24 protein-coding genes, 1 rRNA gene and 1 riboswitch are annotated in these 26,110 nt (G+C 42.6%); of the genes, 22 read left to right on the top strand and 3 right to left on the bottom strand.

Annotation, left to right across the window (positions count from 1 at the left end; genetic code table 11):
• Positions 1 to 127 precede the first annotated feature (127 nt).
• Positions 128 to 244, top strand: a 5S ribosomal RNA gene (gene rrf, locus CS060_RS12500).
• A 128-nt stretch (positions 245 to 372) separates the two neighbouring features.
• Here rrf and CS060_RS12495 read toward each other — a convergent pair.
• Positions 373 to 762 carry an Hsp20/alpha crystallin family protein gene (locus CS060_RS12495; protein ID WP_035049197.1) on the bottom strand — a complete coding sequence of 130 codons (390 nt, stop codon included), beginning with the start codon at positions 760 to 762 and terminating at the stop codon, positions 373 to 375.
• Between the two features lie 152 nt (positions 763 to 914).
• Positions 915 to 1,016, top strand: a riboswitch (purine riboswitch).
• 106 nt (positions 1,017 to 1,122) lie between these two features.
• Between CS060_RS12495 and purE the strand changes: the two genes are divergently transcribed.
• From purE to purD, 12 genes are all read left to right on the top strand, one after another.
• Positions 1,123 to 1,611, top strand: coding sequence for a 5-(carboxyamino)imidazole ribonucleotide mutase (gene purE, locus CS060_RS12490; protein ID WP_035049200.1), 489 nt, complete (start codon positions 1,123 to 1,125; stop codon positions 1,609 to 1,611).
• The gene (gene purK / locus CS060_RS12485; protein WP_035049202.1) at positions 1,595 to 2,743 is read left to right on the top strand and encodes a 5-(carboxyamino)imidazole ribonucleotide synthase; all 1,149 of its coding nucleotides are present in this window, start codon (positions 1,595 to 1,597) and stop codon (positions 2,741 to 2,743) included. Before purE ends, purK begins: the two co-directional genes overlap by 17 nt.
• Positions 2,740 to 4,032: an adenylosuccinate lyase gene (purB, locus tag CS060_RS12480; RefSeq protein WP_035049204.1), complete on the top strand. Its 1,293-nt coding sequence runs from the start codon at positions 2,740 to 2,742 to the stop codon at positions 4,030 to 4,032. The genes purK and purB overlap by 4 nt, the downstream gene beginning before the upstream one ends.
• A gap of 68 nt (positions 4,033 to 4,100) precedes the next feature.
• Complete coding sequence (gene purC, locus CS060_RS12475) at positions 4,101 to 4,823, top strand: phosphoribosylaminoimidazolesuccinocarboxamide synthase (protein ID WP_035049206.1); 723 nt, start codon at positions 4,101 to 4,103, stop codon at positions 4,821 to 4,823.
• Positions 4,811 to 5,065: a phosphoribosylformylglycinamidine synthase subunit PurS gene (purS, locus tag CS060_RS12470; protein WP_035049208.1), complete on the top strand. Its 255-nt coding sequence runs from the start codon at positions 4,811 to 4,813 to the stop codon at positions 5,063 to 5,065. The genes purC and purS overlap by 13 nt, the downstream gene beginning before the upstream one ends.
• Positions 5,062 to 5,748 (top strand): phosphoribosylformylglycinamidine synthase subunit PurQ, encoded by a 687-nt coding sequence (purQ, locus tag CS060_RS12465; protein WP_035049210.1) that lies wholly within the window; start codon positions 5,062 to 5,064, stop codon positions 5,746 to 5,748. The genes purS and purQ overlap by 4 nt, the downstream gene beginning before the upstream one ends.
• Positions 5,732 to 7,954, top strand: a complete 2,223-nt coding sequence (gene purL / locus CS060_RS12460) for a phosphoribosylformylglycinamidine synthase subunit PurL (RefSeq protein WP_099669018.1) — start codon at positions 5,732 to 5,734, stop codon at positions 7,952 to 7,954. Before purQ ends, purL begins: the two co-directional genes overlap by 17 nt.
• Entirely contained in the window at positions 7,930 to 9,357 is a 1,428-nt protein-coding gene (purF, locus tag CS060_RS12455) for an amidophosphoribosyltransferase (RefSeq protein WP_035049212.1), read from the top strand. Before purL ends, purF begins: the two co-directional genes overlap by 25 nt.
• Positions 9,320 to 10,357 carry a phosphoribosylformylglycinamidine cyclo-ligase gene (gene purM / locus CS060_RS12450; protein ID WP_035049234.1) on the top strand — a complete coding sequence of 346 codons (1,038 nt, stop codon included), beginning with the start codon at positions 9,320 to 9,322 and terminating at the stop codon, positions 10,355 to 10,357. The genes purF and purM overlap by 38 nt, the downstream gene beginning before the upstream one ends.
• The gene (purN, locus tag CS060_RS12445; protein ID WP_035049214.1) at positions 10,354 to 10,956 is read left to right on the top strand and encodes a phosphoribosylglycinamide formyltransferase; all 603 of its coding nucleotides are present in this window, start codon (positions 10,354 to 10,356) and stop codon (positions 10,954 to 10,956) included. Before purM ends, purN begins: the two co-directional genes overlap by 4 nt.
• Positions 10,934 to 12,469 carry a bifunctional phosphoribosylaminoimidazolecarboxamide formyltransferase/IMP cyclohydrolase gene (gene purH, locus CS060_RS12440; protein WP_035049216.1) on the top strand — a complete coding sequence of 512 codons (1,536 nt, stop codon included), beginning with the start codon at positions 10,934 to 10,936 and terminating at the stop codon, positions 12,467 to 12,469. Before purN ends, purH begins: the two co-directional genes overlap by 23 nt.
• A 15-nt stretch (positions 12,470 to 12,484) precedes the next feature.
• Entirely contained in the window at positions 12,485 to 13,765 is a 1,281-nt protein-coding gene (gene purD / locus CS060_RS12435; protein ID WP_035049219.1) for a phosphoribosylamine--glycine ligase, read from the top strand.
• Here the strand turns inward: purD and CS060_RS14440 are convergent.
• Together CS060_RS14440 and CS060_RS12430 are read right to left on the bottom strand one after the other, a co-directional pair.
• Complete coding sequence (locus CS060_RS14440) at positions 13,728 to 13,832, bottom strand: EYxxD motif small membrane protein (RefSeq protein ID WP_004888776.1); 105 nt, start codon at positions 13,830 to 13,832, stop codon at positions 13,728 to 13,730. The two genes, purD and CS060_RS14440, sit on opposite strands and share 38 nt — an antisense overlap.
• Before the next feature lie 45 nt (positions 13,833 to 13,877).
• Positions 13,878 to 14,141, bottom strand: a complete 264-nt coding sequence (locus CS060_RS12430) for a YgaP family membrane protein (RefSeq protein ID WP_035049221.1) — start codon at positions 14,139 to 14,141, stop codon at positions 13,878 to 13,880.
• An 85-nt stretch (positions 14,142 to 14,226) separates the two neighbouring features.
• Between CS060_RS12430 and CS060_RS12425 the strand changes: the two genes are divergently transcribed.
• From CS060_RS12425 to CS060_RS12385, 9 genes are all read left to right on the top strand, one after another.
• Positions 14,227 to 15,969, top strand: a complete 1,743-nt coding sequence (locus CS060_RS12425; RefSeq protein WP_099669017.1) for an adenine deaminase C-terminal domain-containing protein — start codon at positions 14,227 to 14,229, stop codon at positions 15,967 to 15,969.
• A 35-nt stretch (positions 15,970 to 16,004) separates the two neighbouring features.
• On the top strand, positions 16,005 to 17,027 hold the full coding sequence (locus CS060_RS12420) for a DUF3048 domain-containing protein (RefSeq protein WP_035049223.1): 1,023 nt from the start codon (positions 16,005 to 16,007) through the stop codon (positions 17,025 to 17,027).
• 10 nt (positions 17,028 to 17,037) lie between these two features.
• Positions 17,038 to 17,355: a YerC/YecD family TrpR-related protein gene (locus CS060_RS12415; RefSeq protein ID WP_006323616.1), complete on the top strand. Its 318-nt coding sequence runs from the start codon at positions 17,038 to 17,040 to the stop codon at positions 17,353 to 17,355.
• Positions 17,356 to 17,416: 61 nt separating this feature from the next.
• Positions 17,417 to 18,112 (top strand): heptaprenylglyceryl phosphate synthase, encoded by a 696-nt coding sequence (gene pcrB / locus CS060_RS12410; RefSeq protein WP_035049225.1) that lies wholly within the window; start codon positions 17,417 to 17,419, stop codon positions 18,110 to 18,112.
• 42 nt (positions 18,113 to 18,154) lie between these two features.
• The gene (pcrA, locus tag CS060_RS12405) at positions 18,155 to 20,320 is read left to right on the top strand and encodes a DNA helicase PcrA (protein WP_035049236.1); all 2,166 of its coding nucleotides are present in this window, start codon (positions 18,155 to 18,157) and stop codon (positions 20,318 to 20,320) included.
• A gap of 5 nt (positions 20,321 to 20,325) precedes the next feature.
• Positions 20,326 to 22,344 (top strand): NAD-dependent DNA ligase LigA, encoded by a 2,019-nt coding sequence (gene ligA / locus CS060_RS12400; protein WP_035049227.1) that lies wholly within the window; start codon positions 20,326 to 20,328, stop codon positions 22,342 to 22,344.
• A gap of 3 nt (positions 22,345 to 22,347) precedes the next feature.
• On the top strand, positions 22,348 to 23,481 hold the full coding sequence (locus CS060_RS12395) for a CamS family sex pheromone protein (protein ID WP_035049229.1): 1,134 nt from the start codon (positions 22,348 to 22,350) through the stop codon (positions 23,479 to 23,481).
• A gap of 86 nt (positions 23,482 to 23,567) precedes the next feature.
• The gene (gene pruA / locus CS060_RS12390) at positions 23,568 to 25,115 is read left to right on the top strand and encodes an L-glutamate gamma-semialdehyde dehydrogenase (protein WP_035050227.1); all 1,548 of its coding nucleotides are present in this window, start codon (positions 23,568 to 23,570) and stop codon (positions 25,113 to 25,115) included.
• 124 nt (positions 25,116 to 25,239) lie between these two features.
• Positions 25,240 to 25,968, top strand: a complete 729-nt coding sequence (locus CS060_RS12385; protein WP_035050224.1) for an HI0074 family nucleotidyltransferase substrate-binding subunit — start codon at positions 25,240 to 25,242, stop codon at positions 25,966 to 25,968.
• Positions 25,969 to 26,110: the final 142 nt, after the last annotated feature.

Below are 26,110 nucleotides of genomic sequence, written 5' to 3'. Positions count from 1 at the left end.
GTGGCGACACGTGTAGCTGACGGATACTAATCGATCGAGGACTTAACTAAACACATAAGAAAAGCGAAGGCGACTGTTCAGCTAAGCCCTGTTATCTAGTTTTGAAGGAATTATCCTTTATATATTGCTCGGTGACGATGGCGGAGAGGTCACACCCGTTCCCATCCCGAACACGGAAGTTAAGCTCTCCAGCGCCGATGGTAGTTGGCGGGACACCGCCTGCGAGAGTAGGACGTTGCCGGGCGGACATAGCAAGTTAGAGAGCATCTCCATTTTGTTCTCTAACTTTTTTTGTCCATGTATTTGCGTTTAACGCTTTTACAATCCTCTCCCCCATAGTGAAGAGCTAACCAATATCGGTTAGCTCATTTTTTATTTTATTTCTACTTTTTTCTTTATATGATCAGGAATAAGGCGATGTAATTGAATAAAAAGCAACCCATTCTCGTATACAGCTTCTACTTTTTCACCTACAGGAAAAGGAAGTTGTATCACTCGTTCAAATGGTCCCTGTATAATTCCTTCCTCAATTAGTTCAAATCCTTCAAAATGTAATGTCACATTCGTTTTGATCTCCAATGTATTATAATGAATATATACTTCTGCATCACGTACATTCTCTAAACCGGGGATAGCTACGACAACAAGCAACTCATGATCACGACGATACATATTGATGCCAGGTGAATGAGAAGAAAAGGTGTTTGATGCATTCCAAAAAGGATTAGAAAAAAATGCTTCCCATTGTTTTGTCCAGTCCATTGTTTTCCCCTCTTTCTTTTTTCTTTTCACTATACGATGAAAAAGGTAAAATGGTGATTTTCAAGTAAAAACCGAACATTAAATATTTCATTTTTAAAAATGTTCGATTTTGTGTTGACATCCATTAAAAATGGTTGGTAAGATGAAAGTAAGTGAATACGTTATGGAACCCTCATATAATTTTGGGAATATGGCCCGAAAGTCTCTACCCAATAACCGTAAATTATTGGACTATGAGGGAAAGGATCTTATTGGCTTTTTTCACCCTAGGGCGAAATATGTCCAGAACGATGCTTTCCCTTATGATAGAGGGGCGTCGTTCTGGATTTTTTTCTGAATGATAAAAAGAGGTGAGTACGGATGCAGCCACTTGTCGCTGTCATTATGGGAAGTCAATCGGACTGGGAAACGATGCGTCATGCGTGTGATATATTAGAAGAATTGCATATTCCATTTGAGAAAAAAGTTGTTTCAGCTCATCGTACACCAGATTTTATGTTTACGTATGCTGAATCGGCTGAAGAGAGAGGAATTAAAGTCATTATTGCTGGGGCAGGTGGAGCTGCGCATTTACCAGGAATGGTAGCAGCGAAAACAACATTACCGGTTATCGGCGTCCCGATTATGTCCAAAACGTTGAACGGTCTAGATTCATTACTATCTATTGTCCAAATGCCAGGTGGTGTACCAGTAGCAACGGTAGCCATCGGAAAAGCAGGGGCCATAAATGCGGCATTGCTTGCTGCGTCGATACTCGGGACGTATGAACAAACATATATGGAGGCGTTACGGGCACGGCGTGAAACGATTCGAAAACAAGTGATGGAAAGTAGTGATCAACTTGACTAAAACGATTGTTCCAGGGCAAACGATCGGTATTATTGGCGGAGGGCAACTTGGAAGAATGATGGCAATTGCGGCAAAAGAGATGGGGTTTTTCGTTGCTGTACTTGACCCTACTCCGCATTCTCCATGCGCTCAAGTAGCTGACATTGAAATTGTCGCTTCATATAGCGATGAAGAAGCGTTACATCAGTTAGCTGAAGTAAGTGATGTCATCACATATGAATTTGAAAATATTGATGCGGATGCGTTGAATCAATTAGCAGAGAGAGGATATGTGCCTCAAGGAAGCGAGCTTCTTGCGATTACACAACATCGTTGGAAAGAAAAGCGGGCCGTGCAGTCTGCTGGTTTACCTGTTGCGCCTTATCACCTTGTGCTCAAAGAAGAGGAACTAGAGAAAGCGATTCGAGAGATAGGCATTCCATCTGTATTGAAAACGTGCCGTGGCGGATATGATGGAAAAGGGCAAGTTGTCATTCGTTGTTTAGATGATGTGCATAAAGCTCGTTCACTTTTAGCCTATGGTGAGTGTGTGTTAGAAGCATGGGTTCCTTTTGTAAAAGAATTATCCATTATCGTTGTACGCAATGTTTCTGGTGAAATGGCGCTGTTTCCTGTCGTCGAAAACATTCATCGCGACAACATTTTACATGAAACGATTGCGCCGGCTCAGGTGAGTGAACGCATTATCGAACAAGCTGAAACATATGCGAAACAGTTAGCAGAAGCGTTCCAACTTGTAGGGACGTTAGCGATTGAAATGTTTTTGACTAAAAACGGACAATTGTATGTGAATGAACTTGCCCCTAGACCGCACAACTCAGGTCATTATACAATAAACGGTTGTATCACATCGCAATTTCAACAACATATTCGCGCCATTTGCGATTGGCCGCTTGGCAGTACGAAATTGTTAAAACCGGCAATGATGGTCAATGTGTTAGGAGAACATGTGGATGCTGTGATTCGCAACATCGCTCAATTGGGTGAGGCACACGTTCATTTTTATGGCAAAAAAGAAGCAAAGCCGAAGCGGAAAATGGGACATATCACATGGTTGGTTGACGATGTCGATGCGATGCAACGAAAAATAGACGAATTTTCCATTTGGACAGATCGGAGGATGAACGTATGATTGAACGTTACACAAGACCTGAAATGGGCGCCATTTGGACGGAAGAAAACCGTTTTCGTGCTTGGTTGGAAGTCGAAATTTTAGCATGTGAAGCATGGGCGGAGTTAGGTGTCATTCCAAAAGAAGATGTGGAAAAAATCCGCCAACATGCGTCTTTTGACATCGACCGCATAAAACAAATCGAAGAAGAGACACGCCATGATGTTGTTGCCTTTACGCGTGCGGTATCAGAAACGCTAGGAGAAGAACGAAAATGGGTACATTACGGCCTTACGTCTACGGATGTGGTTGATACAGCATTATCATACTTATTAAAACAAGCAAATGAAATTTTATTGCGTGACTTAGAGAACTTTATTGCTGTACTAAAAGAAAAAGCGATTGAACATAAATATACGGTCATGATGGGGCGGACACACGGTGTTCATGCTGAACCAACGACGTTCGGACTAAAATTAGCCCTTTGGTATGCCGAAATGGAGCGCAATTTAGAACGGTTCAAGCAAGCAGCCGAAACGGTGCGCGTTGGTAAAATTTCTGGCGCTGTCGGTACATACGCAAACATTGATCCGTTTGTCGAACAGTATGTATGCGAAAAACTCGGCCTACAGCCTGCACCTATTTCGACGCAAACGTTACAGCGTGATCGCCATGCGCACTATATGGCAACGCTCGCTTTAATTGCCACATCGATTGAAAAATTTGCTGTTGAAATTCGAGGATTGCAAAAAAGTGAAACGCGTGAAGTGGAAGAATTTTTCGCTAAAGGACAAAAAGGTTCATCAGCCATGCCACATAAACGCAATCCGATCGGTTCAGAAAATATGACAGGAATGGCTCGCGTTATTCGCGGTTATATGTTAACGGCGTACGAAAATGTACCACTTTGGCATGAGCGTGACATTTCGCATTCGTCAGCGGAGCGCATTATTTTACCGGATGCAACGATTGCTCTAGACTACATGCTAAACCGCTTTACAAATATCGTGAAAAACTTGACCGTATTCCCTGAAAACATGAAGAAAAATATGGATCGCACTCTCGGACTTATTTATTCTCAGCGCGTGTTGCTAGCGCTTATTGACACAGGTATGACGCGCGAGGAAGCGTATGATCTTGTACAACCAAAAGCGATGGAAGCGTGGGAAAAACAAGTGCCATTCCGCTCGTTAATCGAGGAAGATGAAATGATTACAAGCCGTTTAACGAAGGACCAAATCGCAGATTGCTTCGATTACAACTATCATTTAAAACATGTTGATACGATTTTTAGCCGACTTGGCTTATAGTAGGTAAGGCATTTGCCTTGCCTACACACTAAAAATTCCTAATATTCTGTATAAATGGGGGAGAAAATATGGAAAAGCAACACCTTCTATACGAAGGAAAAGCGAAGAAAGTGTATGTGACAGATGAAGAACGTGTGCTATGGATCGAGTATAAAGATGAGGCAACAGCATTTAACGGCGAAAAGAAAGCGACGATTGTTGGCAAAGGAAGACTAAATAACGAGATTACAAGTTTACTATTTTCCTTGTTGCATGAAGCGGGTGTAAACAATCACTTTATTCGTAAAATGTCTGACACCGAACAGCTTGTGCGACGAGTGACGATCATCCCCCTCGAAGTTGTTGTCCGCAATATTGTCGCCGGTAGTCTAGCGAAACGAATCGGTCTTCAGGAAGGGACCGTCATCGAGAAGCCGATTGTAGAATTTTACTACAAAAATGACGACTTAGGCGATCCTCTATTAACAGAAGATCATATCGCTTTGTTACAGCTCGCCTCTCGTGATGAGCTTTTGCACATGAAGCAAGTAGCACTACGCATTAACGACATTTTAACTTCTTTATTTCGTTCATGTGACTTACAGCTTGTCGACTTTAAACTAGAATTTGGAAAAGATGAGACGGGAGCGGTGTTATTAGCGGATGAAATTTCCCCAGATACGTGTCGATTATGGGATGTACACACGAAAGAAAAATTTGATAAAGATGTATTTCGCCGCGATTTAGGCGACTTAACAGAAACATATACGAAACTTTTACAACGATTAGGAGGATTATCATGTACAAAGTAAAGGTGTATGTCACATTGCGTGAAAATGTATTAGATCCACAAGGTAATGCGGTAAAAGGAGCATTGCATAGCTTAAACTATCGCGAAGTGCAAGATGTACGGATCGGAAAGTTTATGGAGCTACTGGTGGAAAAAAGTGACCGCGATATCGATGCAGTCGTAAAGGAAATGTGCGAAAAATTGTTAGCAAATACGGTTATTGAAGATTATCGCTACGAGATTGAGGAGGTTGTCGTTCAGTGAAATTTGCAGTCGTTGTATTTCCGGGCTCCAATTGTGATGTCGATATGTATCATGCCATTTCAGATGAACTAGGGGAGGAAGTTGAATACGTTTGGCATGATGTTGATAGCTTAGATGATTTTGATGCCATTCTTTTGCCGGGAGGCTTTTCGTATGGGGATTATTTACGCTCTGGAGCGATTGCACGCTTTTCTAACGTGATGAAAGCGATCAAAAAAGCAGCCGACGAAGGGAAACCGATTTTAGGTGTATGTAACGGATTTCAAATTTTACTTGAAGCAGGACTTCTCCCAGGTGCAATGCGACGCAACAATACGTTAACGTTTATTTGCCGTCCAGTCAAACTTCGTGTCGAAAATAACGAAACGATGTTTACATCACAATACGAACGCGGGGAAGTAATTACAATCCCGATTGCGCACGGAGAGGGAAACTACTATTGTGATGAACAGACGTTACAACAGCTTACCGCCAACAATCAAATTGTTTTTCGATATGAGGGAGAAAATCCAAACGGTAGCTTACAAAACATTGCAGGGATTGTCAATGAAAAAGGAAATGTACTTGGGATGATGCCACACCCTGAGCGGGCTGTCCATGAGTTGCTTGGAGGCGCAGACGGATTGAAACTGTTTCAATCAATTGTGACATATTGGAGGGATGCACATGTCGTTACTACTTGAGCCAAGTCCAACAATGATTAAAGAAAAAAAGTTATATCGTGACATGGGATTAACAGATGAAGAGTTTGCGATGATTGAGCGCATTCTTGGACGTTTGCCTAATTATACAGAAACGGGCATTTTTTCTGTCATGTGGTCAGAACATTGTAGCTATAAAAATTCGAAACCTGTATTAAAAAAGTTTCCGACTGAAGGAAAACATGTATTGCAAGGGCCAGGAGAAGGTGCGGGTATTGTCGATATTGGAGATGGATTAGCGGTAGCATTTAAAATTGAAAGCCATAACCATCCGTCTGCGATTGAGCCGTATCAAGGGGCAGCGACGGGTGTTGGGGGAATTATTCGCGATGTCTTCTCGATGGGGGCAAGACCAATTGCGTTATTAAACTCGCTCCGCTTTGGCGAATTAACGTCACCGCGTGTGAAGTATTTATTCGAGCGCGTTGTCGCAGGGATTGCAGGATATGGAAATTGTGTCGGCATTCCGACCGTTGGCGGTGAAGTGCAATTTGATGCGGCGTACGAAGGAAACCCGCTTGTAAATGCGATGTGCGTCGGGCTCATTCGTCACGAAGATATTCAAAAAGGAATCGCATCGGGTGTTGGAAATACAGTTATGTATGTTGGGGCGAAAACAGGGCGTGATGGTATTCACGGGGCGACATTTGCATCGGAAGAATTAACGGAACAATCTGAACAAAAGCGTCCAGCTGTGCAAGTCGGAGATCCATTTATGGAAAAATTGCTCCTTGAAGCTTGTTTGGAGGTCATTTATTGTGATGCACTCGTTGGTATGCAAGATATGGGGGCGGCTGGCTTAACAAGCTCGTCGGCGGAAATGGCAAGCAAAGCAGGTTCTGGCATTGAACTAAACTTAGATCTCGTTCCACAACGTGAAACGGGAATGACACCGTATGAAATGATGCTGTCTGAATCACAAGAACGCATGCTTCTCGTTGTGAAAAAAGGTCGCGAACAAGAAATCATGGATGTATTTTCAAAATATGGACTAGAGGCAAAAGCGATCGGGCGTGTCACAGATGACCATATGTTGCGTTTGTATCATCGCGGGGACGTAGTTGCTGAAATTCCAGTTGATGCGCTTGCGAAAGATGCCCCTGTATATCATAAGCCATCAAAAGAACCGGCGTATTATCGTCAGTTTCAAGCGACGGAATATGTACCGAAAGTGGATAATTATGAAGAAGCGTTGCTTGCGTTGTTAAGCCAGCCGACGATTGCAAGTAAAGAATGGGTATATGAGCAATACGACTATATGGTGCGAACAAATACGGTTGTTGCCCCGGGGTCTGACGCGGCTGTTTTACGCATTCGTGGCACGAATAAAGCGTTAGCGATGACAACGGATTGTAATTCTCGTTACGTATACTTAGATCCAGAAGTCGGTGGGAAAATTGCGATCGCAGAAGCAGCGCGCAATATTGTTTGTTCTGGGGGACAGCCACTTGCTGTCACGGATTGTTTAAATTTTGGTAATCCAGAGAAGCCTGAAATTTTTTGGCAGCTTGAAAAAGCAGTAGACGGCATGAGTGAAGCGTGTCGTGTGCTAGAAACGCCTGTCATTAGCGGAAATGTATCGCTTTATAATGAGACGAACGGCGAAGCCATTTATCCGACACCGATTGTCGGCATGGTTGGCATCGTTGAACATATGAGCCATGTGACGACACAAGCATTTAAACAACCTGGCGACTTGATTTATGTCATTGGGGAAGCTAAGCAAGATTTTGGTGGGAGCGAGCTACAAAAATGGCTAACAGGTCGTATTTTCGGCAAAGCTCCAACGATTGATTTACATGTGGAAGCGAAACGACAACGCCAACTTCTCGCTGCCATTCGAGCTGGAGTTGTCGCGTCAGCACACGATGTATCAGAAGGGGGCTTAGCTGTTGCCCTTGCGGAATGTTTAATGAGCGCAAAAGGTTTAGGTGCACGTGTGGCGATCAGTGGCGACGTCGTTTCTGAACTGTTTAGTGAAACGCAGTCCCGCTTTGTTGTTTCTGTGAAAAAAGAGGATCAGCAAACATTTGAACAACTTGTTCAAGCAGTGTGTATCGGGGAAGTGACAAATGACGGAGCGCTTCACGTGACAAGTGGAGATACATGCATTGTTCACATTCCGGTAGAAACGATGCGAAATGTATGGAAAGGAGCTATTCCATGCTTGCTGAAATCAAAGGATTAAACGAAGAGTGTGGGATTTTCGGTATTTGGGGACACGAGGAAGCAGCGACGTTAACGTATTACGGGCTGCATAGTTTACAACATCGCGGACAAGAAGGCGCGGGCATTGTCGTTGGAGGAAACGGAACGCTCCAGTTTCATAAAGGACTTGGTTTAGTGACGGAAGTGTTTAGTCGCGGGGAATTAGAAAAACTAACGGGCATGGCTGCTATCGGCCACGTCCGTTACTCTACTGCGGGCGGGGGCGGATATGCGAATGTTCAGCCGCTTTTGTTTCGTTCACAAGGTGGTAGTTTAGCGCTTGCGCATAACGGAAATTTAGTGAATGCCGATGAATTACGCTTTCGTTTAGAGCAACAAGGGAGCATTTTTCAAACGACGTCTGATACCGAAGTGCTTGCTCATTTAATTAAGCGTAGTGATGAGCCGATTTTAAAAGAGCGAATTAAAGAAGCATTGACGCATTTACGAGGAGCTTTTGCCTTTCTTATTTTAACAGAAACAGAAATGTATATTGCTTTGGATCCACATGGTTTTCGTCCTTTATCGCTTGGGCGCTTAGGTGAGGCGTACGTTGTGGCGTCGGAAACGTGTGCGTTTGATGTCATTGGTGCCACATATGAGCGAGAAGTGGAACCTGGGGAGCTTATTATGATTAATAAGCAAGGTGTTCGCTCTGAGCGTTTCGCCCCGAGGGTGTCTCGCTCCATTTGTAGCATGGAATATATTTATTTCGCTCGTCCGGATAGCAACGTGGATGGTATTAACATTCATACAGCGAGGAAAAATCTTGGCAAGCGGTTAGCATTTGAAGCACCTGTTGAAGCAGATGTCGTCACTGGTGTACCGGATTCGAGCATTTCGGTGGCGATTGGCTACGCGGAAGCGACAGGTATTCCTTACGAATTAGGGCTCATTAAAAATCGGTATGTTGGTCGGACGTTTATTCAACCGTCTCAAGCACTTCGTGAACAAGGGGTAAAAATGAAATTGTCACCTGTTCGTGGGGTTGTAGCCGGCAAACGAGTAGTCATGGTTGATGACTCCATTGTGCGTGGAACGACGAGCAAGCGTATCGTACGTATGCTTCGAGAGGCAGGGGCGACGGAAGTACATGTGCGCATTAGCTCACCGCCAATTACGCATCCATGTTTTTATGGTATTGATACATCAACGAAAGAAGAGCTTATTGCAGCTAACCATACGATCGAGCAAATTCGGCAACTCATTGAAGCCGACTCTCTTGCTTTTTTAAGTCCAGAAGGGCTTTTGCAGGCGATTGGAAGATCAAACGATTCAGCAAACTGTGGGCAATGTTTAGCTTGTTTTACAGGACAATATCCGACGAAGATTGGAGGAGAGCACGTTGGCACATGTGTACAAACAAGCCGGTGTGAATATTGAAGCTGGATATGAAGCGGTAGAGCGGATGAAAAAACATGTCGCCAAAACCGCTCGAATTGGCGCGTTCGGAAGTTTAGGTGGCTTTGGGGGAATGTTTGATCTATCTTCGCTCGGGTATAAACAACCTGTCCTTGTATCTGGAACGGACGGTGTAGGGACGAAACTAATGCTTGCATTCGCTTTCGATCGGCACGATACGATCGGAATCGATTGCGTAGCGATGTGCGTAAACGATATTGTCGTACAAGGGGCGGAGCCTCTTTTCTTTCTCGACTACATCGCTTGCGGAAAAGCGGTACCTGAAAAAATCGAACATATTGTAAAAGGAATTTCTGATGGTTGCGTCGAAGCTGGGTGTGCGCTCATTGGAGGAGAAACAGCAGAGATGCCAGGTATGTATGCTGAAGATGAATACGATGTAGCCGGATTTGCCGTTGGAGTAGTGGAAAAAGAAAAATTAGTTACAGGAGAAGCGATTGTTCCTGGCGATGTGTTGATCGGCTTAGCTTCGAGCGGTTTGCATAGCAACGGTTATTCGCTCGTGAGAAAAATTATAAAAGATGCGAATTTGCAATTGGATCACGTATATGAACCATTTGTTCGCCCGCTTGGCGAAGAACTGTTAACCCCGACGCGCATTTACGTTCGAGCGGTACGCGAAGCGTTAAAACAATTTCATATAAAAGGGATGGCACATATTACAGGTGGCGGTTTTATCGAAAACATTCCACGCATGTTACCGAGCGGATTGCAAGCTGAAGTTGATTACGGTTCATGGCCCATTCCAGCAATTTTTAGCTTTTTACAACAACACGGACAGCTACAACGAATGGAGATGTTCAATATTTTTAATATGGGTATCGGTTTTGTGTTAGCTGTCGATAGCGACATCGTGCCAGATGTTGTGCAGTTGCTTGAATCGTGTGGAGAGAAAGCGTATATCATCGGTCGTGTAAAAGAAGGAACGGGTGTATCGTTTGCTGGAGGAAAAATCGAATGAAGCGGATAGCTATTTTTGCTTCAGGAAGTGGCACGAATTTTCAAGCGATTGTTGATGCCGTAAAAAAAGGAGATATTCAAGCCGAAGTGGCGCTTCTTGTATGTGATCGACCACATGCCAAAGTGATTGAACGAGCGATGCATGAACACGTGCCGATATTTGTTTTTAACCCTAAACAATATGAAACGAAACAACAATTTGAACGTGAGATTTTACAACAACTACAACAAAAAGAAATCGACTTAGTTGTTCTGGCTGGTTATATGCGGCTGATCGGTCCGACGCTTTTACAAGCATATCCGAACAAAATGATAAACATTCACCCTTCTCTTTTGCCAGCGTTTCCGGGCAAAGATGCAATCGGTCAAGCGTACCGTTATGGCGTGAAAGTGACAGGGGTAACGGTACATTACGTTGATGAAGGAATGGATACAGGACCAATTATTGCACAACGGGCACTATACATTGATGACGGAGAGCCATTAGAAAGCGTCGAGCGTCGCATTCATGAAATTGAGCATGCATTATATCCGCAAGTCATTCAACAATTGTTGACGGAGAAAGGGAGTACAAAGGATGAAAAAGCGAGCGATCATTAGCGTATCAAATAAAAAAGGAATTGTTACGTTTGCTAAACAACTAGTTGAGTTAGGTGTTGAAATTATTTCAACGGGCGGAACGAAACGCGTATTGGCGGAGCATGGCATTCCGGTCGTAAGCATTTCTGATGTGACAAACTTCCCAGAAATTTTAGACGGACGGGTAAAAACATTGCACCCAAATATTCACGGTGGACTGTTAGCTGTTCGAGATGATGAAACGCATAAAAAACAGTTGCAAGAGCATGCCATTACGCCAATCGACTTTGTTGTTGTCAATTTATATCCATTTCAAGAAACGATCGCAAAGCCAAACGTTCCGTTTATGGAAGCGATTGAAAATATCGATATTGGCGGTCCAACAATGCTTCGAGCGGCGGCGAAAAATCATGTTTATGTCACAGCTGTCGTTGATCCTACTGACTATGAGCTAGTCATTGAACAGCTAAAACAATATGGTGAAGTATTGCTTGAGACGAGAAGGGCATTAGCTGCGAAAGTATTTCGCCATACAGCAGCATACGATGCGATGATTGCGCAATATTTGACAAACATCGTTGGGGAAACGTATCCGGAAACGATGACGATGACGTTTGTGAAAAAACAATCGTTACGATATGGTGAAAATCCGCATCAAACGGCTGCATTTTATGAAAAACCGCTCAGTTCACCGTTTTCTATTGCAGCAGCAAAGCAGTTGCACGGAAAAGAGTTGTCGTACAACAACATTAACGATGCCAACGCAGCGCTACAAATTGTTGCGGAATTTGCCGAACCGGCAGCGGTGGCGGTGAAGCATATGAATCCGTGTGGAGTCGGTGTCGGTGAAACGATTGCAGAAGCGTTTCAAAAAGCTTATGAGGCTGATCCAACGTCCATTTTTGGCGGCATCGTGGCGCTTAATCGTGAAGTCGACGAACAAACGGCTGCGAAATTACATGACATTTTTTTAGAAATTGTAATCGCTCCGTCATTTACAGAACAAGCGCTAGACATTTTAACGAGAAAGAAAAACATTCGTTTGTTAACGGTCGATTTTGAAGCAGAACGGAAAAAAGAACCATTTTTCGTATCGGTACGTGGTGGACTTCTTATTCAAGACGAAGACACGTATACGATTGATAATGCGACATTGCAAGTTGTTACAGAAAGAAAACCAACAGAAGAAGAATGGTCGAATTTAACGTTTGCTTGGCGTGTGGTGAAGCATGTCAAATCGAACGCTATTATACTAGCGAAAAACGGGATGACGATTGGTGTTGGCGCTGGGCAAATGAACCGTGTCGGTGCGGCAAAAATCGCAATAGAACAAGCCGGCGAGCATGCGAAAGGTGCTGTACTAGCATCTGATGCGTTTTTCCCGATGAGCGATACCGTTGAGGCAGCTGCACAGGCGGGAGTGACTGCCATTATTCAACCAGGTGGTTCGATTCGCGATGAAGATTCTATTCAAAAAGCAAATGAATATGGCATTGCGATGGTATTTACAGGCGTACGGCATTTTAAACATTAAAGGAGGAAACGACAGATGAAAGTGCTCATTATCGGGCGTGGTGGTCGTGAACATGTGCTTGTATGGAAAGTAGCCCAAAGCCCGCTTGTCACGCGCGTATATGTCGCGCCAGGAAACGATGGGATGGATAGTATTGCTACGCGCGTTCCGATTGCAGAAACGGATGTTGAAGCGCTTGTGAAATGGGCGAAAAAAGAAGCAATTGATTTAACGATTGTTGGTCCGGAAGCTCCGTTGTTAGCAGGTATTGTCGATCGTTTTGAAGGTGAAGGGTTGCGCATTTTCGGTCCAAAACAGCAAGCAGCATTGATTGAAGGAAGCAAAGCGTTTGCAAAGGAAATGATGAGAAAGTACAACATCCCGACAGCGAGTTATGCGACATTTACAGATTATCATGATGCGGTACGTTATGTGCGTGAGCAAGAGGCGCCGATTGTTATTAAAGCGGATGGACTTGCGGCTGGAAAAGGTGTCACGGTAGCACTGACGATCGACGAAGCGCTTCATGCGTTGCATGATATCATGGTCGCAAAAAAGTTCGGTGAAGCTGGTGCCCAAGTTGTCATTGAGCAATATTTACAGGGCGAAGAATTTTCCTTGATGACGTTTGTACATGAAGAACGTGTATATCCGATGGTTATTGCCCAAGATCATAAGCGCGCGTTTGATGGCGATCAAGGACCGAACACAGGAGGGATGGGCGCTTACTCTCCTGTTCCACAAATTAGTGAACGAATGGTGCATGAAGCGGTTGAAACAATTGTGAAGCCGATAGCTAAGGCACTTAAACAAGAAGGTTGTGCATTTACAGGGTTTTTATATGCAGGATTAATCGCGACAGAAGAAGGACCGAAAGTAATTGAATTTAATGCAAGATTTGGCGACCCAGAAGCGCAAGTGATTTTACCAAGGTTACAAAACGATCTTGTTGAGGTCATTGTTTCAATTCTGGAAGATCGCCCAATTACATTGCGTTGGAGCGACGAAACAACGATTGGGGTCATTTTAGCGGCGAAAGGATATCCTCAACAATATGAAAAAGGTGCTGTTATTCGTGGTCTAGAACGTATAACGAGAGCACAAATTTTCCATGCTGGCACGAAGCGTATAAACAATGAGTGGGTAACAGATGGGGGACGAGTGCTCCTTGTTGTTGCGAGCGGAAAAACATTGAAAGAAGCACAGCGTCTTGTGTATGAACAAATAAAGTATATTGAATGTGATCAACTATTTTATCGGCGCGACATTGGGTATAAAGCTATCGGGCACGTCGCTTGCGAACGTATACAAAACTAAGGGCAACGATGCTGCCAATTAAAAGAATAAGAATAAAGAATGTATCTGTTATATATTCAGCAATCATACTTTCTCTCCTTTCCCCCCTTGTATGCATACAAGGGGGTTATTGTTACGAAGGGTTAACTGGCTCAATCGGAATCGCTTTCTCTTTCTCATTGTTGCTGTCACAATGGCATTGATATCGTTCAAATAACGCCATAACAGGACAAAAACGAACGATACCTTCCGCAATTTTCATCGCAGCGAGCATGATGACCCATATATACGATTCGCGCCAAGGTTTGCGAGAAAGATTGGCAGTTGCCCAAGCAAGCATCGTAAATCCGCACGTTATGCGAATCATCGCGTTAATGACACCAATGTTTTGTTTCATATTTTTCCTCCTTTTTGTTTGTGAAATTCGCTTTCATCCGTTAAAATGTGTATAGATGATGGTACGATTTAGGAGGAAAGCGATCATGATGGAAAAACGGTATCGATGGAAAAGTGAACAAATTCGTAAACACGTTGCAATTGTTGACGGAAAGCAAGCGCCGACAAAAGTGTTCATGAACGCAACATATTTACATCCATACATACGTCAATGGGTACAAGGAAACGTTTGGGTTTGCGATGACCGAATTGTATATGTCGGTCCAAATAAACCGAAGCAACTCGATTCATGCGAAGTAGTGGACTGCTCGAATCAAGTGCTTGTTGCTGGCTATATGGAGCCACATGCTCATCCGTTTCAGTTATATAATCCCCATACGTTAGCGGAATATGCAGCACAGCACGGTACAACAACACTTATTAATGACAATCTATTCCTTTTTTTACAGTTAACAAAAAAGAAAGCGTTTTCTTTTTTGTCCGCTATGGAAAAACAACCGGTGACGATGTATTGGTGGTGTCGACTTGATCCGCAAACAGAAATGGACGGAGAAGAACATCTTTTTTCATATAAAAACATGAAAGGCTGGCTGGAAAATGATGCGGTATTACAAGTTGGCGAATTGACTGGATGGCCAAAGCTGTTAGAAGGGGACGATTTCATTCTCCATTGGATACAGGAAGCGAAAAAGATTGGCAAAAAAGTGGAAGGTCATTTTCCGGGAGCTTCAGACCGAACGTTAACAAAAATGAAATTGTTTGGTGCTGATGCGGACCATGAAGCGATGACCGGAAGCGATGTGTATAAGCGTTTAATGCAAGGATATACCGTATCATTGCGTCATTCGTCCATTCGCCCTGATTTGCCGACGTTGCTTAAAGAAATGAGACAATGCGGCATTCATCATTACGATCATTGCATGTTTACGACAGATGGCTCAACACCTGCGTTTTATGAAAATGGAATGATCGACGAAATGATTCGCATTGCATTACAAGAAGGAGTAAGTGATATTGATGCATATAGCATGGCCACATGGAACGTCGCTCGTTATTATAATATCGATCATTTGCACGGAAGCATTACGCCAGGACGCATTGCGCATATTAATATTCTTGAACATGCTTCTAATCCGACTCCTATTTCTGTTTTAGCGAGTGGACAATGGGTCAAACGTGACGGTGTACCTGTCGCTGCTTTTCCAACAGTTAATTGGGATATACACGGTCTTTCGCCACTTTCGCTATCTTGGGACTTACAGATGGATGATTTACAGTTTTCAATGCCGTTAGGGATGTATATGGAGAACTCGGTCATTATTAAGCCATATTCGATTTCGATTGATACATCTGCTGATGAGTTATCAACAGATCATGATGAAAGCTTTTTAATGCTTATTGATCGCAACGGAAAATGGCGTGTAAACACTATATTAAAAGGGTTTGCGACACATGTGCAAGCACTTGTTAGTTCGTACTCTAATACAGGGGACATTATTTTAATTGGGAAAAGTAAACGTGATTTGTTGTTTGCTTTTGAACGTATGAAACAAATCGGAGGCGGTATTGTCCTTTGCGAACACGGAGAAATCATTCATGAAATCCCGCTTCCTTTAGGCGGATTAATGTCGGCAAAACCGATGGAAGTGTTAATGGAAGAAGAAAAAACGCTCGGCGAACTGTTGCGAGCGCGCGGTTATGCGTTTGCGGATCCAATTTACACTCTCCTTTTTTTATCGTCGACACATTTGCCTTATGTCCGCATTACACCGAAAGGAATTTACGATGTGATGCATAAAACAGTACTCTTTCCGACAATAATGCGTTAAAATATAAAAGGAACGGAAAATGAAAGGTTGGGTTCATGTTGCGGCGATTATTTTTTCTGTTGATGATCATGGCGGTGTTTATGTTCGGCACCGGATGTCAACGTACAGAGTCAAACATAAAAGAAAAGGAGTCCCCACCAAAAACAGTGGAACAACAAAATGAACAAAAAACAGAAGAGACAACATGGATATTTCCGCTAACAGGCATGCCAACAAAAGAAAAAGCGATGCAACGTGCGGTTGCGGTGATGATTAATAACTATCCTGCCGCTCGACCACAGTCGGGGTTACATAAAGCAGACATCGTGTATGAAGTGCTTGCTGAAGGAGATATTACAAGGCTGTTAGCGATTTATCAAAGTGAACAGCCTGAAGTCATTGGTCCTGTTCGAAGCGCAAGAGATTATTTTATTCAATTAAGCAACGGCTTTCATGCGCTATATGTATGTCACGGTTGGAGTCCGGAGGCACAAACGTTATTAAAGTCTGGTGCTGCAGATTACGTAAATGGCTTATTTTATGACGGAACGTTATTTTGGCGAGATCGTTCACGAAAAGCACCACACAATTCATATATTTCTTTTGAAAATATTAAAAAAGGGGCTGAAAAAAACGGCTATGCTTTCGAAGAAGAAGTCAAACCGCTACCTTTTTTTACAAACGACTTGACGAATGCTGTGAAAGCGACGAATATTGATGTGGTGTACTCTAAGCGATCGTATGCTCATGTTCATTATGCATATGACGGAACGAAATACGTTCGTTCGAGTGGCGGTGAGCCGACAGTAGATCGGGAGACGCACACACCGATTGCGATAGAAAATGTGTTTGTAATTGAAGCAACACATCGAATTATTGATGACTATGGTCGGAGAGATATTGACTTTACATCGGGTGGGAAAGGATATTTATTCCAAAAAGGAACGATGCAGGAAGTACAATGGAAAAATGTTGATGGACGTCTTCTTCCGTACAAAAACGGTGTTCCGCTCGGGTTTGTACAAGGAAAAACATGGATTCAAGTTGTTCCAAATCTTCAACAAGTACAATATGAGTAGGGGGAAACATATGCAAATTAATAAGTTAAGAGGCAGAGAGCTCGATCAATTATTTCGAGCGATTTTATCACTGAAAGATTTAGAAGAATGTTATCGTTTTTTTGATGATTTATGTACGGTCAACGAAATACAAGCGCTTGCGCAACGACTAGAAGTAGCGAGGATGTTACGTGAAGGATATACGTATCATAAAATTGAGACAGAAACAGGGGCAAGCACAGCGACGATTTCGCGCGTCAAGCGTTGCTTAAACTACGGAAATGATGCGTATGCGATGGCACTTGATCGCATTTATAATGAACAACAGGAGGAGGCTGGCTCACAATGAGTCAGCTTCTTTTTACGATTTTTTGCTATGATTTTTGTTATAATGAGATGAGGTGAAAAAGATGAATGAGATGACAACATGGCGACATGTATTTAAATTAGATCCGAATAAAGAAATAACAGATGAACAATTAGAACAAGTATGCGAATCAGGGACGGATGCGATCATTGTTGGTGGAACGGATGGTGTGACGCTTGAAAACGTCATTGATTTACTTGCGCGCGTGCGCCGTTTTTCTGTTCCATGTGCATTAGAAGTATCGAACATCGAGGCGATTACACCTGGGTTTGACTATTATTTCATTCCGATGGTACTCAATAGCCGCGATCTGACTTGGTTAATTGACTTGCATCACGAAGCGGTCAAACAGTTTGGAGATTTAATTAATTGGGAAGAACTTTTTGTTGAAGGGTATTGTATTTTAAATGACGAATGTAAAGCGGCATCATTGACGAATGCACGAACGAATATAACAGAAGAAGATGTCATTGCATATGCTCGAATGGCAGAACATATGTATCGTTTTCCGATTTTTTATATAGAATATAGCGGACGGTACGGAGATGTGACACTTGTAGAAAAAGTGAAACGGACGCTAGAACGCACCCGTTTGTTTTATGGTGGTGGCATTCATACACCAGAGCAAGCGAAAGAGATGGCGATGTGGGCTGATACAGTTGTTGTCGGAAACGCTATTTATACAAATTTACAAATGGCATTACAAACAGTTGAAGCGGTAAAAGGAAAATCGATATAAATGGAGAATAAAAAAGAGAACATATGTTTTGGTGGTGGAAAAATGAGTATGTCAGCACATATGCTGTTGGAAGGATTAAATGAAAAGCAAAAAGAGGCAGTGAAAACAACGGAAGGACCGCTTTTAATTATGGCGGGAGCAGGAAGTGGCAAAACGCGCGTGTTAACGCATCGCATCGCTTATTTAATGGCGGAAAAAGACGTTGCTCCGTGGAACATTTTAGCTATTACATTTACAAACAAAGCGGCGCGTGAAATGAAAGAGCGTGTGGAGCGCATCGTCGGAAAGCAGGCAGAAGATATATGGATTTCTACGTTTCACTCGATGTGCGTCCGCATTTTGCGACGTGACATTGATCGAATCGGGATTCATGCGAACTTTTCCATTTTGGATCCAACCGATCAATTGTCTGTGTTAAAACATATTTTGAAAGATCGCAATATTGATCCAAAAAAATATGATCCACGAGCGCTTTTAGGTACAATTAGCAGCGCGAAAAACGAATTGATGACGCCAGAAAAATATGCTGAGCAAGCAGCAAATCCATACGAAAAGCTTGTAGCGGAAGCATATAAAGAATATCAAAAGCGATTGTTGCGCAATCATGCGCTTGATTTCGATGATTTAATTATGACGACGATCCAATTATTCCAACGCGTTCCGGAAGTGTTGGAATATTATCAACGAAAGTTTCAATACATTCATGTCGATGAGTATCAAGATACGAACCGCTCGCAATATTTGCTTGTGAACATGCTTGCTAAGAGATTTCAAAACTTATGTGTCGTTGGAGATTCTGATCAATCGATTTATCGTTGGCGCGGTGCTGATATTAGCAATATTTTATCGTTTGAAAAAGACTATCCGAATGCGAAAGTGATTTTGCTTGAACAAAATTACCGCTCAACGAAACGGATTTTACAAGCAGCCAATGCGGTCATTGAGCATAATACACAACGAAAACCGAAAAAGCTTTGGACAGAAAATAGTGAAGGACATGCGCTTGTGTATTACGAAGCGATGACGGAAGTCGATGAAGCACAATTTGTCGTTGGAAAAATTAAAGAATATGTTGATGCCGGAAAACGAACGTATAAAGATTTTGCCGTTTTATATCGAACGAATGCGCAATCACGCGTGCTTGAAGAAATGTTATTGAAGGCGAACATTCCATATAAAATTGTTGGCGGTTTAAAATTCTATGATCGAAAAGAAATTAAAGACATTTTAGCGTATTTACGCTTAATTGCGAATCCGAATGATGACATTAGCTTAACTCGTATTATTAACGTTCCAAAGCGCGGTATTGGTGCATCGACAATTGATAAAATTGCAGCATATGCTTCTAGTCAAGGGATATCGATGTTTGATGCGCTTAGTTCCATTGAAGAAATGGGAATTAGCGCTCGCATCGCTGCACCGCTCGTGCAATTTCGCGAACAAATTCATCATTGGAGCCAAATGCAGCATTATTTATCTGTCACCGAGCTTGTTGAAGATGTACTCGATCGTTCAGGTTACCGCGATATGCTTCGCGAAGAAAAAACGTTAGAAGCGCATAGCAGACTGGAAAACATTGATGAGTTTTTATCAGTAACTCAACACTTTGAACAAGTAAATGAAGACAAGTCCCTTGTTGCCTTTTTAACGGATTTGGCGCTTGTTGCAGATATCGACCAACTTGATAATGATAGCGAAGGACAGACAAATGATGCCGTCGTTTTAATGACACTTCATTCCGCAAAAGGATTAGAGTTTCCTGTTGTCTTTTTAGTCGGACTGGAAGAAGGGATCTTCCCGCATAACCGTTCATTAAATGATGAAGATGAAATGGAAGAAGAGCGTCGTTTGGCGTATGTCGGCATTACTCGTGCGGAAGAAGAACTGTTTTTAACGCGCGCGCATATGCGTACGTTATTTGGACAAACGCATGTTAACGCCCCATCTCGTTTTATTGATGAAATTCCTGAAGAGTTAATTGAATATGCGCATAAACGGGTGACAAAACCGTCAGCATCTCAACGTCCATCTACCGTTTCGGGCGGAGGATGGCGCGTAGGCGATAAAGTAAGTCATAAAGTATGGGGAATTGGCACAATCGTTCGTGTAAAAGAAAGCGACGGTGATCAAGAGCTAGACGTTGCTTTTTCAAGTCCAATCGGCATTAAGCGACTATTGGCCAAATTTGCTCCGATTACGAAAGTGTAGAAAGGATGAAAAACGTGGCACAATATGACGTTGAAAAGCAAATTGCTGAATTGCGCGAACAAATTGAAAAGCATAATTACGCATATTACGTGTTAGATCAACCGTCTATTTCTGATGCGGAATATGATGAATTAATGAGAAAATTAATGGAGTTAGAGGAGCAATATCCGCAATATAAAACGCCGGACTCTCCATCACAGCGCGTTGGTGGCGCCCCATTAGAAGCGTTTAAAAAAGTTACCCACCGTGTGCCGATGCTTAGTTTAAGCAACGCTTTCAATGAAGGAGACTTACGGGATTTTGATCGCCGTGTTCGTCAAGAAGTTGGCGATGTGCGTTACGTATGTGAACTAAAAATTGACGGTTTAGCGGTATCGCTCCGTTATGAAAATGGCTATTTCGTACAAGGTGCAACTCGCGGCGACGGGACGACTGGTGAAGATATTACAGAAAACTTAAAAACGATTCGCTCGTTGCCGCTTCGATTGCGTAAACAAGTAACGATTGAAGTGCGTGGGGAAGCATATATGCCACGCCAATCGTTTGAAAAGTTAAATGAAAAGCGCAAAATGAACGGAGAAGAATTGTTTGCTAATCCGCGCAACGCGGCAGCTGGCTCGCTTCGTCAGCTTGACCCAAAAGTCGCCGCTGCTCGTCAACTAGATGTATTTATATATAGTGTTGTCAACGGCGAAGAACTCGGGCTTGTCTCTCATAGTGAATCGCTTCGTTATTTAGATGAGCTCGGATTTAAAACTAACCCAGCACGACAAGTATGTGAAACGATTGATGACGTGCTTGCTTACATCGAGCAGTGGCATGAACAGCGAGCGTTATTGCCGTATGATATTGACGGAATCGTCATTAAAGTAGATGCATTTGCACAGCAAAAGCAACTTGGAGCAACAGCGAAAAGTCCACGCTGGGCCATTGCGTATAAATTTCCGGCTGAAGAAGTTGTGACACAACTTGTTGATATTGAGCTAAGTGTCGGTCGAACAGGTGTGGTCACTCCAACAGCTATTTTACAGCCTGTGCGTGTGGCAGGGACGATTGTACAGCGTGCATCGCTCCATAATGAAGACTACATTCGTGAAAAAGATATTCGTCTTGGCGATTACGTCGTCATTAAAAAAGCGGGCGATATTATTCCAGAGGTTGTACGTTCATTGCCAGAGCGACGGACGGGACAAGAGAAACCATTCGATATGCCAACGCATTGCCCAGCGTGTGCGAGCGACCTTGTTCGACTGGATGATGAAGTTGCCCTCCGTTGCGTTAATCCACAATGTCCGGCACAAATTCGAGAAGGGCTCATTCATTTCGTTTCACGTCAAGCGATGAATATTGACGGATTAGGCGAAAAAGTGATTGCTCAACTATTTGAACATGGTCTCGTTCGCAGCGTGGCAGATTTGTACACATTGACAAAAGACCAGCTTGTGGCATTAGAACGAATGGGTGAAAAATCAGCAACAAACTTACTACAAGCGATTGAAGCATCGAAACAAAATTCGCTTGAGCGCTTATTGTTTGGGCTAGGTATTCGCCACGTTGGCGCAAAAGCCGCCAAAACGTTAGCGGAACATTTTGAAACGATGGAACGTCTTCAACAAGCGACAAAAGAAGAGTTGACGGCCATTCACGAAATCGGTGAAAAAATGGCGGATTCAATCGTTACCTATTTTTCAAAAGAAGAAGTGAAGCAGTTGCTTGAACGTTTGCGAGCACATGGCGTTAATATGACGTATAAAGGTGCAAAACAGACAGTCGATATAAGCTCAACGTTTGCCGGTAAGACGTTTGTTTTAACAGGTACGTTACAATCGATGTCGCGTAGCGAAGCAAAAGAAGCAATTGAAGCGCTAGGTGGAAAAGTGACAGGAAGCGTCAGCAAAAAAACAGACGTTGTCGTTGTCGGTGAAGACGCTGGATCAAAATTAGAAAAAGCGAAACAGCTTGGCATTACGATTTGGGATGAAGCGCGTTTTCTTCAAGAAATACGACAATCAAAGCAGGTGTGAACGATGAAAAAGTGGATCATATTGCTCACTTGTATGCTTCTTACTTTGTCAGCATGCGCGCCAAAATTTAATCAAGAAGAACAAGTTGTGCAACAAAAGGACAATAAAAAACAAAAGGCGATTATTCCAAAGTACAACATTTCTAACTCGTATTATCGTACTATTTTACCTTTTCAACCTGGAGAGGCGCGCGGGCTTGTCGTTGAAAATGTAAATACAAGATTAGATATGGATGAGTTTGAACTCGGTTTAATGCGCATTGCGCAAGACAAGTTTTCTCCATCGCAATATTTATTCCAACAAGGGCAATATTTAGATCGAAAAACGATTGAGTCATGGCTCAAACGGAAACAAGGGGATGGGGAAGGACTTAATCCTTCGCTTGGGAACGAAGGCACAAATGAAGAGAAAAATAAAAAACACCCGCTTTACATTTCACATATTTTAGAACATAACTATTTAGTGAAAGCAGGTAACGATAAAGTGCAATTAGGCGGAGTGGTTATTGGGCTTGCGATGAATTCCGTTCATTATTACGAGACAGAAGAAGGATATCCACGCGAAGTAAAAATCTCCAAAAGTGATATGGAGAAAGAGGGGAAAAAAGCAGCAGAAGAAATTGTTTCTCGTTTACGTCAAATCGATGGATTAAGAGAAGTACCGATTGTTGTTGGCTTATTTGAACAACAACCGAAATCGTCCATTGTTCCAGGGCACTTTTTTGCGGTTGGTTATGTTGACAAAGGAAGTAACTCCATTCAAGATTGGGAAAAAATAAATGAAGAATATTACGTGTTTCCATCGGATGAAGCGGAAAAAAACCATCGCGATGATTTAGTCAAGTTTTTAAATTTGAAATCCGATATTGAAGAATTTTTTCCAAATTACACAGGGGTGATCGGTAGGGCATTTTACCGCGATGACCAACTACAACAATTGACAATCGACATTGTTATGCAGTTTTACGGAAAAGCAGAAGTTATTGGATTTACGCAATACGTCACAGGTCTTCTCATGGAGAAAATGCCTGATTATATGCCGATTTCCGTTTACATTTCTTCGGTGCGCGGACCGGAAAGTATCATTATAAAAAGCCCAGACAAAAATGAACCGTTTGTTCACATCTACCAACCATAAAAAATTTGAATATGTATGCTCCATCCGTTAGAATGAAATTGTGTGTATGAAAACGCTTTTGTAATTTCAACAAAGGGGGCTTACAAATGGTACAACCTTATAAACATGAACCATTTACTGATTTTACAGTCGAAGCAAACAAAAAAGCGTTTGAAGAAGGATTAAAAACGGTACAAGCTTATCTCGGTCAAGATTATCCGCTTGTCATTGGCGGCGAACGCATCATGACAGAAGATAAAATTGTTTCCATCAACCCAGCAAATAAAACAGAAGTTGTTGGTCGCGTAGCGAAAGCGAATAAAGATTTAGCAGAAAAAGCGATGCAAACAGCCGATGCGGCGTTTAAGTGGTGGAGCAAAACGAAGCCAGAAATGCGCGCAGATATTTTGTTTCGTGCTGCAGCGATTGTGCGCCGTCGCAAACATGAGTTTTCCGCATTGCTTGTGAAAGAAGCAGGGAAGCCGTGGAAAGAAGCAGATGCAGATACTGCTGAAGCGATTGACTTTATGGAATATTATGCACGTCAAATGTTGAAATTAAAAGATGGCATTCCTGTTGAGAGTCGTCCAGGAGAAACAAACCGTTTCTTCTACATTCCGCTTGGCGTTGGCGTTGTCATTTCGCCATGGAACTTCCCGTTTGCGATTATGGCGGGAACGACGGTTGCTGCGCTTGTGACAGGAAATACAGTATTGTTAAAACCAGCGAGTGCAACGCCAGTGGTGGCATATAAGTTTGTGGAAGTGTTAGAAGAAGCAGGCCTTCCAGCAGGTGTATTAAACTACATCCCAGGAAGCGGTGCGGAAGTAGGCGATTATTTAGTGGACCATCCGCGCACACGTTTCATTAGCTTCACAGGCTCTCGCGATGTCGGTATTCGCATTTATGAACGTGCGGCTAAAGTGCATCCAGGACAAATTTGGCTCAAGCGCGTCATTGCGGAAATGGGTGGAAAAGACACGATCGTTGTCGACAAAGAAGTAGATTTAGAATTAGCTGCTCAATCCATCGTTGCCTCTGCTTTTGGCTTTTCTGGTCAAAAATGTTCGGCATGTTCGCGTGTCGTCGCGCTTGAAGAAGTGTATGATCAAGTATTAAACCGCGTCGTCGAGTTAACGAAACAATTAACAGTCGGCAACCCAGAAGAACAAAGCACATTTATGGGACCGGTCATCGACCAATCGGCGTACAACAAAATTATGGAATATATCGAAATTGGTAAACAAGAAGGCAAGCTCATGACAGGCGGCGAAGGAGACGACTCGAAAGGCTTCTTCATTCAGCCAACGGTGTTTGCCGATGTTGATCCAAAAGCGCGCATTATGCAAGAAGAAATTTTCGGACCTGTTGTAGCGTTCACGAAAGCAAAAGACTTTGACCACGCGCTTGAAATCGCCAATAACACCGAATACGGCTTAACAGGCGCTGTCATTTCAAATAACCGCTTTAACCTAGAAAAAGCGCGCGAGGAGTTCCATGTCGGAAACCTTTACTTTAATCGCGGCTGCACAGGTGCGATCGTCGGCTACCATCCATTTGGTGGATTCAATATGTCTGGAACAGACTCGAAAGCAGGTGGACCAGACTACTTACTTCTTCATATGCAAGCAAAAACGGTATCCGAAATGTTTTAATGGAAAACCCCTCTTGGCTAAAACGCTAAGAGGGGTTTCAATTATGTAACATAAGAGCGATAATAAAGAAAAACATCTTTCGTATGATATAGAAGTGGGTGGTGATGGGCGATTGAGTACAAACATGTACGGATTAAAAAAGCAAACCTTTTATAACCTCATTTGTGTGTTTCAAAATTATGCGAACATCATTGAAAAAGTGATTTTGTTCGGATCAAGGGCAAGAGGCGATTATAAAGAAACGTCGGATATCGATATTGCGATTAAGTTTAGAAGCCATAACGAGCAGCTGTACCGCATTCAAGACGATTTAGCAGAAGCAAATATCATTTATACTGTGGATGCTATTGATTATGAAAAGATCAGCAATGAAAAACTCAAATCGTACATTGATCTCGAAGGAAAGGCAATTTTTTTAACGAATGAACGAGGGGAGGCAGTTGTGACGATGAATAAAATCATTGCTAAACTATTTGACTTTGAAAAAGCATTAAATAAACTACATCAAAGCATTACGCGTGATGTGGAAAAAGACGACCTAGTTCTTGACGCGACAATTCAACGATTTGAATTTGCGTACGAACTAGCATGGAAATGGATGAAAAGTTACTTAGAATATAACGGAAACAACGAAGTAACAAGTCCGCGAAAAACGATTAAACAAGCATTTAAAGAAGGACTTATTCAAGATGGAGAAGCGTGGATTCAAATGTTAGAAGATCGAAATAGGACATCACATACATACGATGAACAAATAGCGATGGAAATTTATGAACATATTCGCCAGCGATATGTTCATTTATTTGATCAATTATTAGTAGAGATGAAAAAACGAGTTTCTGAATTAGAATAGTATGTAATTTTCGTCGGATGGTAACTATTCAGCCACATCATAAAGTGAGCTGAATATTTTTGTATTTCTTGTCTATGATGTGAATACTGATAGACAAGGAGGTGAATCGCATGTTGACGGTACAACAAGCTGTATTTACAGT

It is taken from the genome of Anoxybacillus flavithermus (assembly GCF_002742685.1).
Taxonomy (GTDB): Bacteria; Bacillota; Bacilli; order Bacillales; family Anoxybacillaceae; genus Anoxybacillus; species Anoxybacillus flavithermus_E.
Note: the sequence above shows the minus strand (reverse complement) of the source record. Positions and strands in the feature narration are given on the sequence as shown.

What these genes read in the sequence shown, in the direction of transcription:
- CS060_RS12495 (WP_035049197.1), bottom strand. Translation starts at nt 762, where the DNA reads ATGGACTGGACAAAACAATGGGAAGCATTTTTTTCTAATCCTTTTTGG.
- purE (WP_035049200.1), top strand. Translation starts at nt 1,123, where the DNA reads ATGCAGCCACTTGTCGCTGTCATTATGGGAAGTCAATCGGACTGGGAA.
- purB (WP_035049204.1), top strand. Translation starts at nt 2,740, where the DNA reads ATGATTGAACGTTACACAAGACCTGAAATGGGCGCCATTTGGACGGAA.
- purC (WP_035049206.1), top strand. Translation starts at nt 4,101, where the DNA reads ATGGAAAAGCAACACCTTCTATACGAAGGAAAAGCGAAGAAAGTGTAT.
- purS (WP_035049208.1), top strand. Translation starts at nt 4,811, where the DNA reads ATGTACAAAGTAAAGGTGTATGTCACATTGCGTGAAAATGTATTAGAT.
- purL (WP_099669018.1), top strand. Translation starts at nt 5,732, where the DNA reads ATGTCGTTACTACTTGAGCCAAGTCCAACAATGATTAAAGAAAAAAAG.
- purF (WP_035049212.1), top strand. Translation starts at nt 7,930, where the DNA reads ATGCTTGCTGAAATCAAAGGATTAAACGAAGAGTGTGGGATTTTCGGT.
- purN (WP_035049214.1), top strand. Translation starts at nt 10,354, where the DNA reads ATGAAGCGGATAGCTATTTTTGCTTCAGGAAGTGGCACGAATTTTCAA.
- purH (WP_035049216.1), top strand. Translation starts at nt 10,934, where the DNA reads ATGAAAAAGCGAGCGATCATTAGCGTATCAAATAAAAAAGGAATTGTT.
- purD (WP_035049219.1), top strand. Translation starts at nt 12,485, where the DNA reads ATGAAAGTGCTCATTATCGGGCGTGGTGGTCGTGAACATGTGCTTGTA.
- CS060_RS14440 (WP_004888776.1), bottom strand. Translation starts at nt 13,832, where the DNA reads ATGATTGCTGAATATATAACAGATACATTCTTTATTCTTATTCTTTTA.
- CS060_RS12430 (WP_035049221.1), bottom strand. Translation starts at nt 14,141, where the DNA reads ATGAAACAAAACATTGGTGTCATTAACGCGATGATTCGCATAACGTGC.
- CS060_RS12425 (WP_099669017.1), top strand. Translation starts at nt 14,227, where the DNA reads ATGATGGAAAAACGGTATCGATGGAAAAGTGAACAAATTCGTAAACAC.
- CS060_RS12420 (WP_035049223.1), top strand. Translation starts at nt 16,005, where the DNA reads ATGTTGCGGCGATTATTTTTTCTGTTGATGATCATGGCGGTGTTTATG.
- CS060_RS12415 (WP_006323616.1), top strand. Translation starts at nt 17,038, where the DNA reads ATGCAAATTAATAAGTTAAGAGGCAGAGAGCTCGATCAATTATTTCGA.
- pcrB (WP_035049225.1), top strand. Translation starts at nt 17,417, where the DNA reads ATGAATGAGATGACAACATGGCGACATGTATTTAAATTAGATCCGAAT.
- pcrA (WP_035049236.1), top strand. Translation starts at nt 18,155, where the DNA reads ATGAGTATGTCAGCACATATGCTGTTGGAAGGATTAAATGAAAAGCAA.
- ligA (WP_035049227.1), top strand. Translation starts at nt 20,326, where the DNA reads ATGAAAAACGTGGCACAATATGACGTTGAAAAGCAAATTGCTGAATTG.
- CS060_RS12395 (WP_035049229.1), top strand. Translation starts at nt 22,348, where the DNA reads ATGAAAAAGTGGATCATATTGCTCACTTGTATGCTTCTTACTTTGTCA.
- pruA (WP_035050227.1), top strand. Translation starts at nt 23,568, where the DNA reads ATGGTACAACCTTATAAACATGAACCATTTACTGATTTTACAGTCGAA.
- CS060_RS12385 (WP_035050224.1), top strand. Translation starts at nt 25,240, where the DNA reads ATGTACGGATTAAAAAAGCAAACCTTTTATAACCTCATTTGTGTGTTT.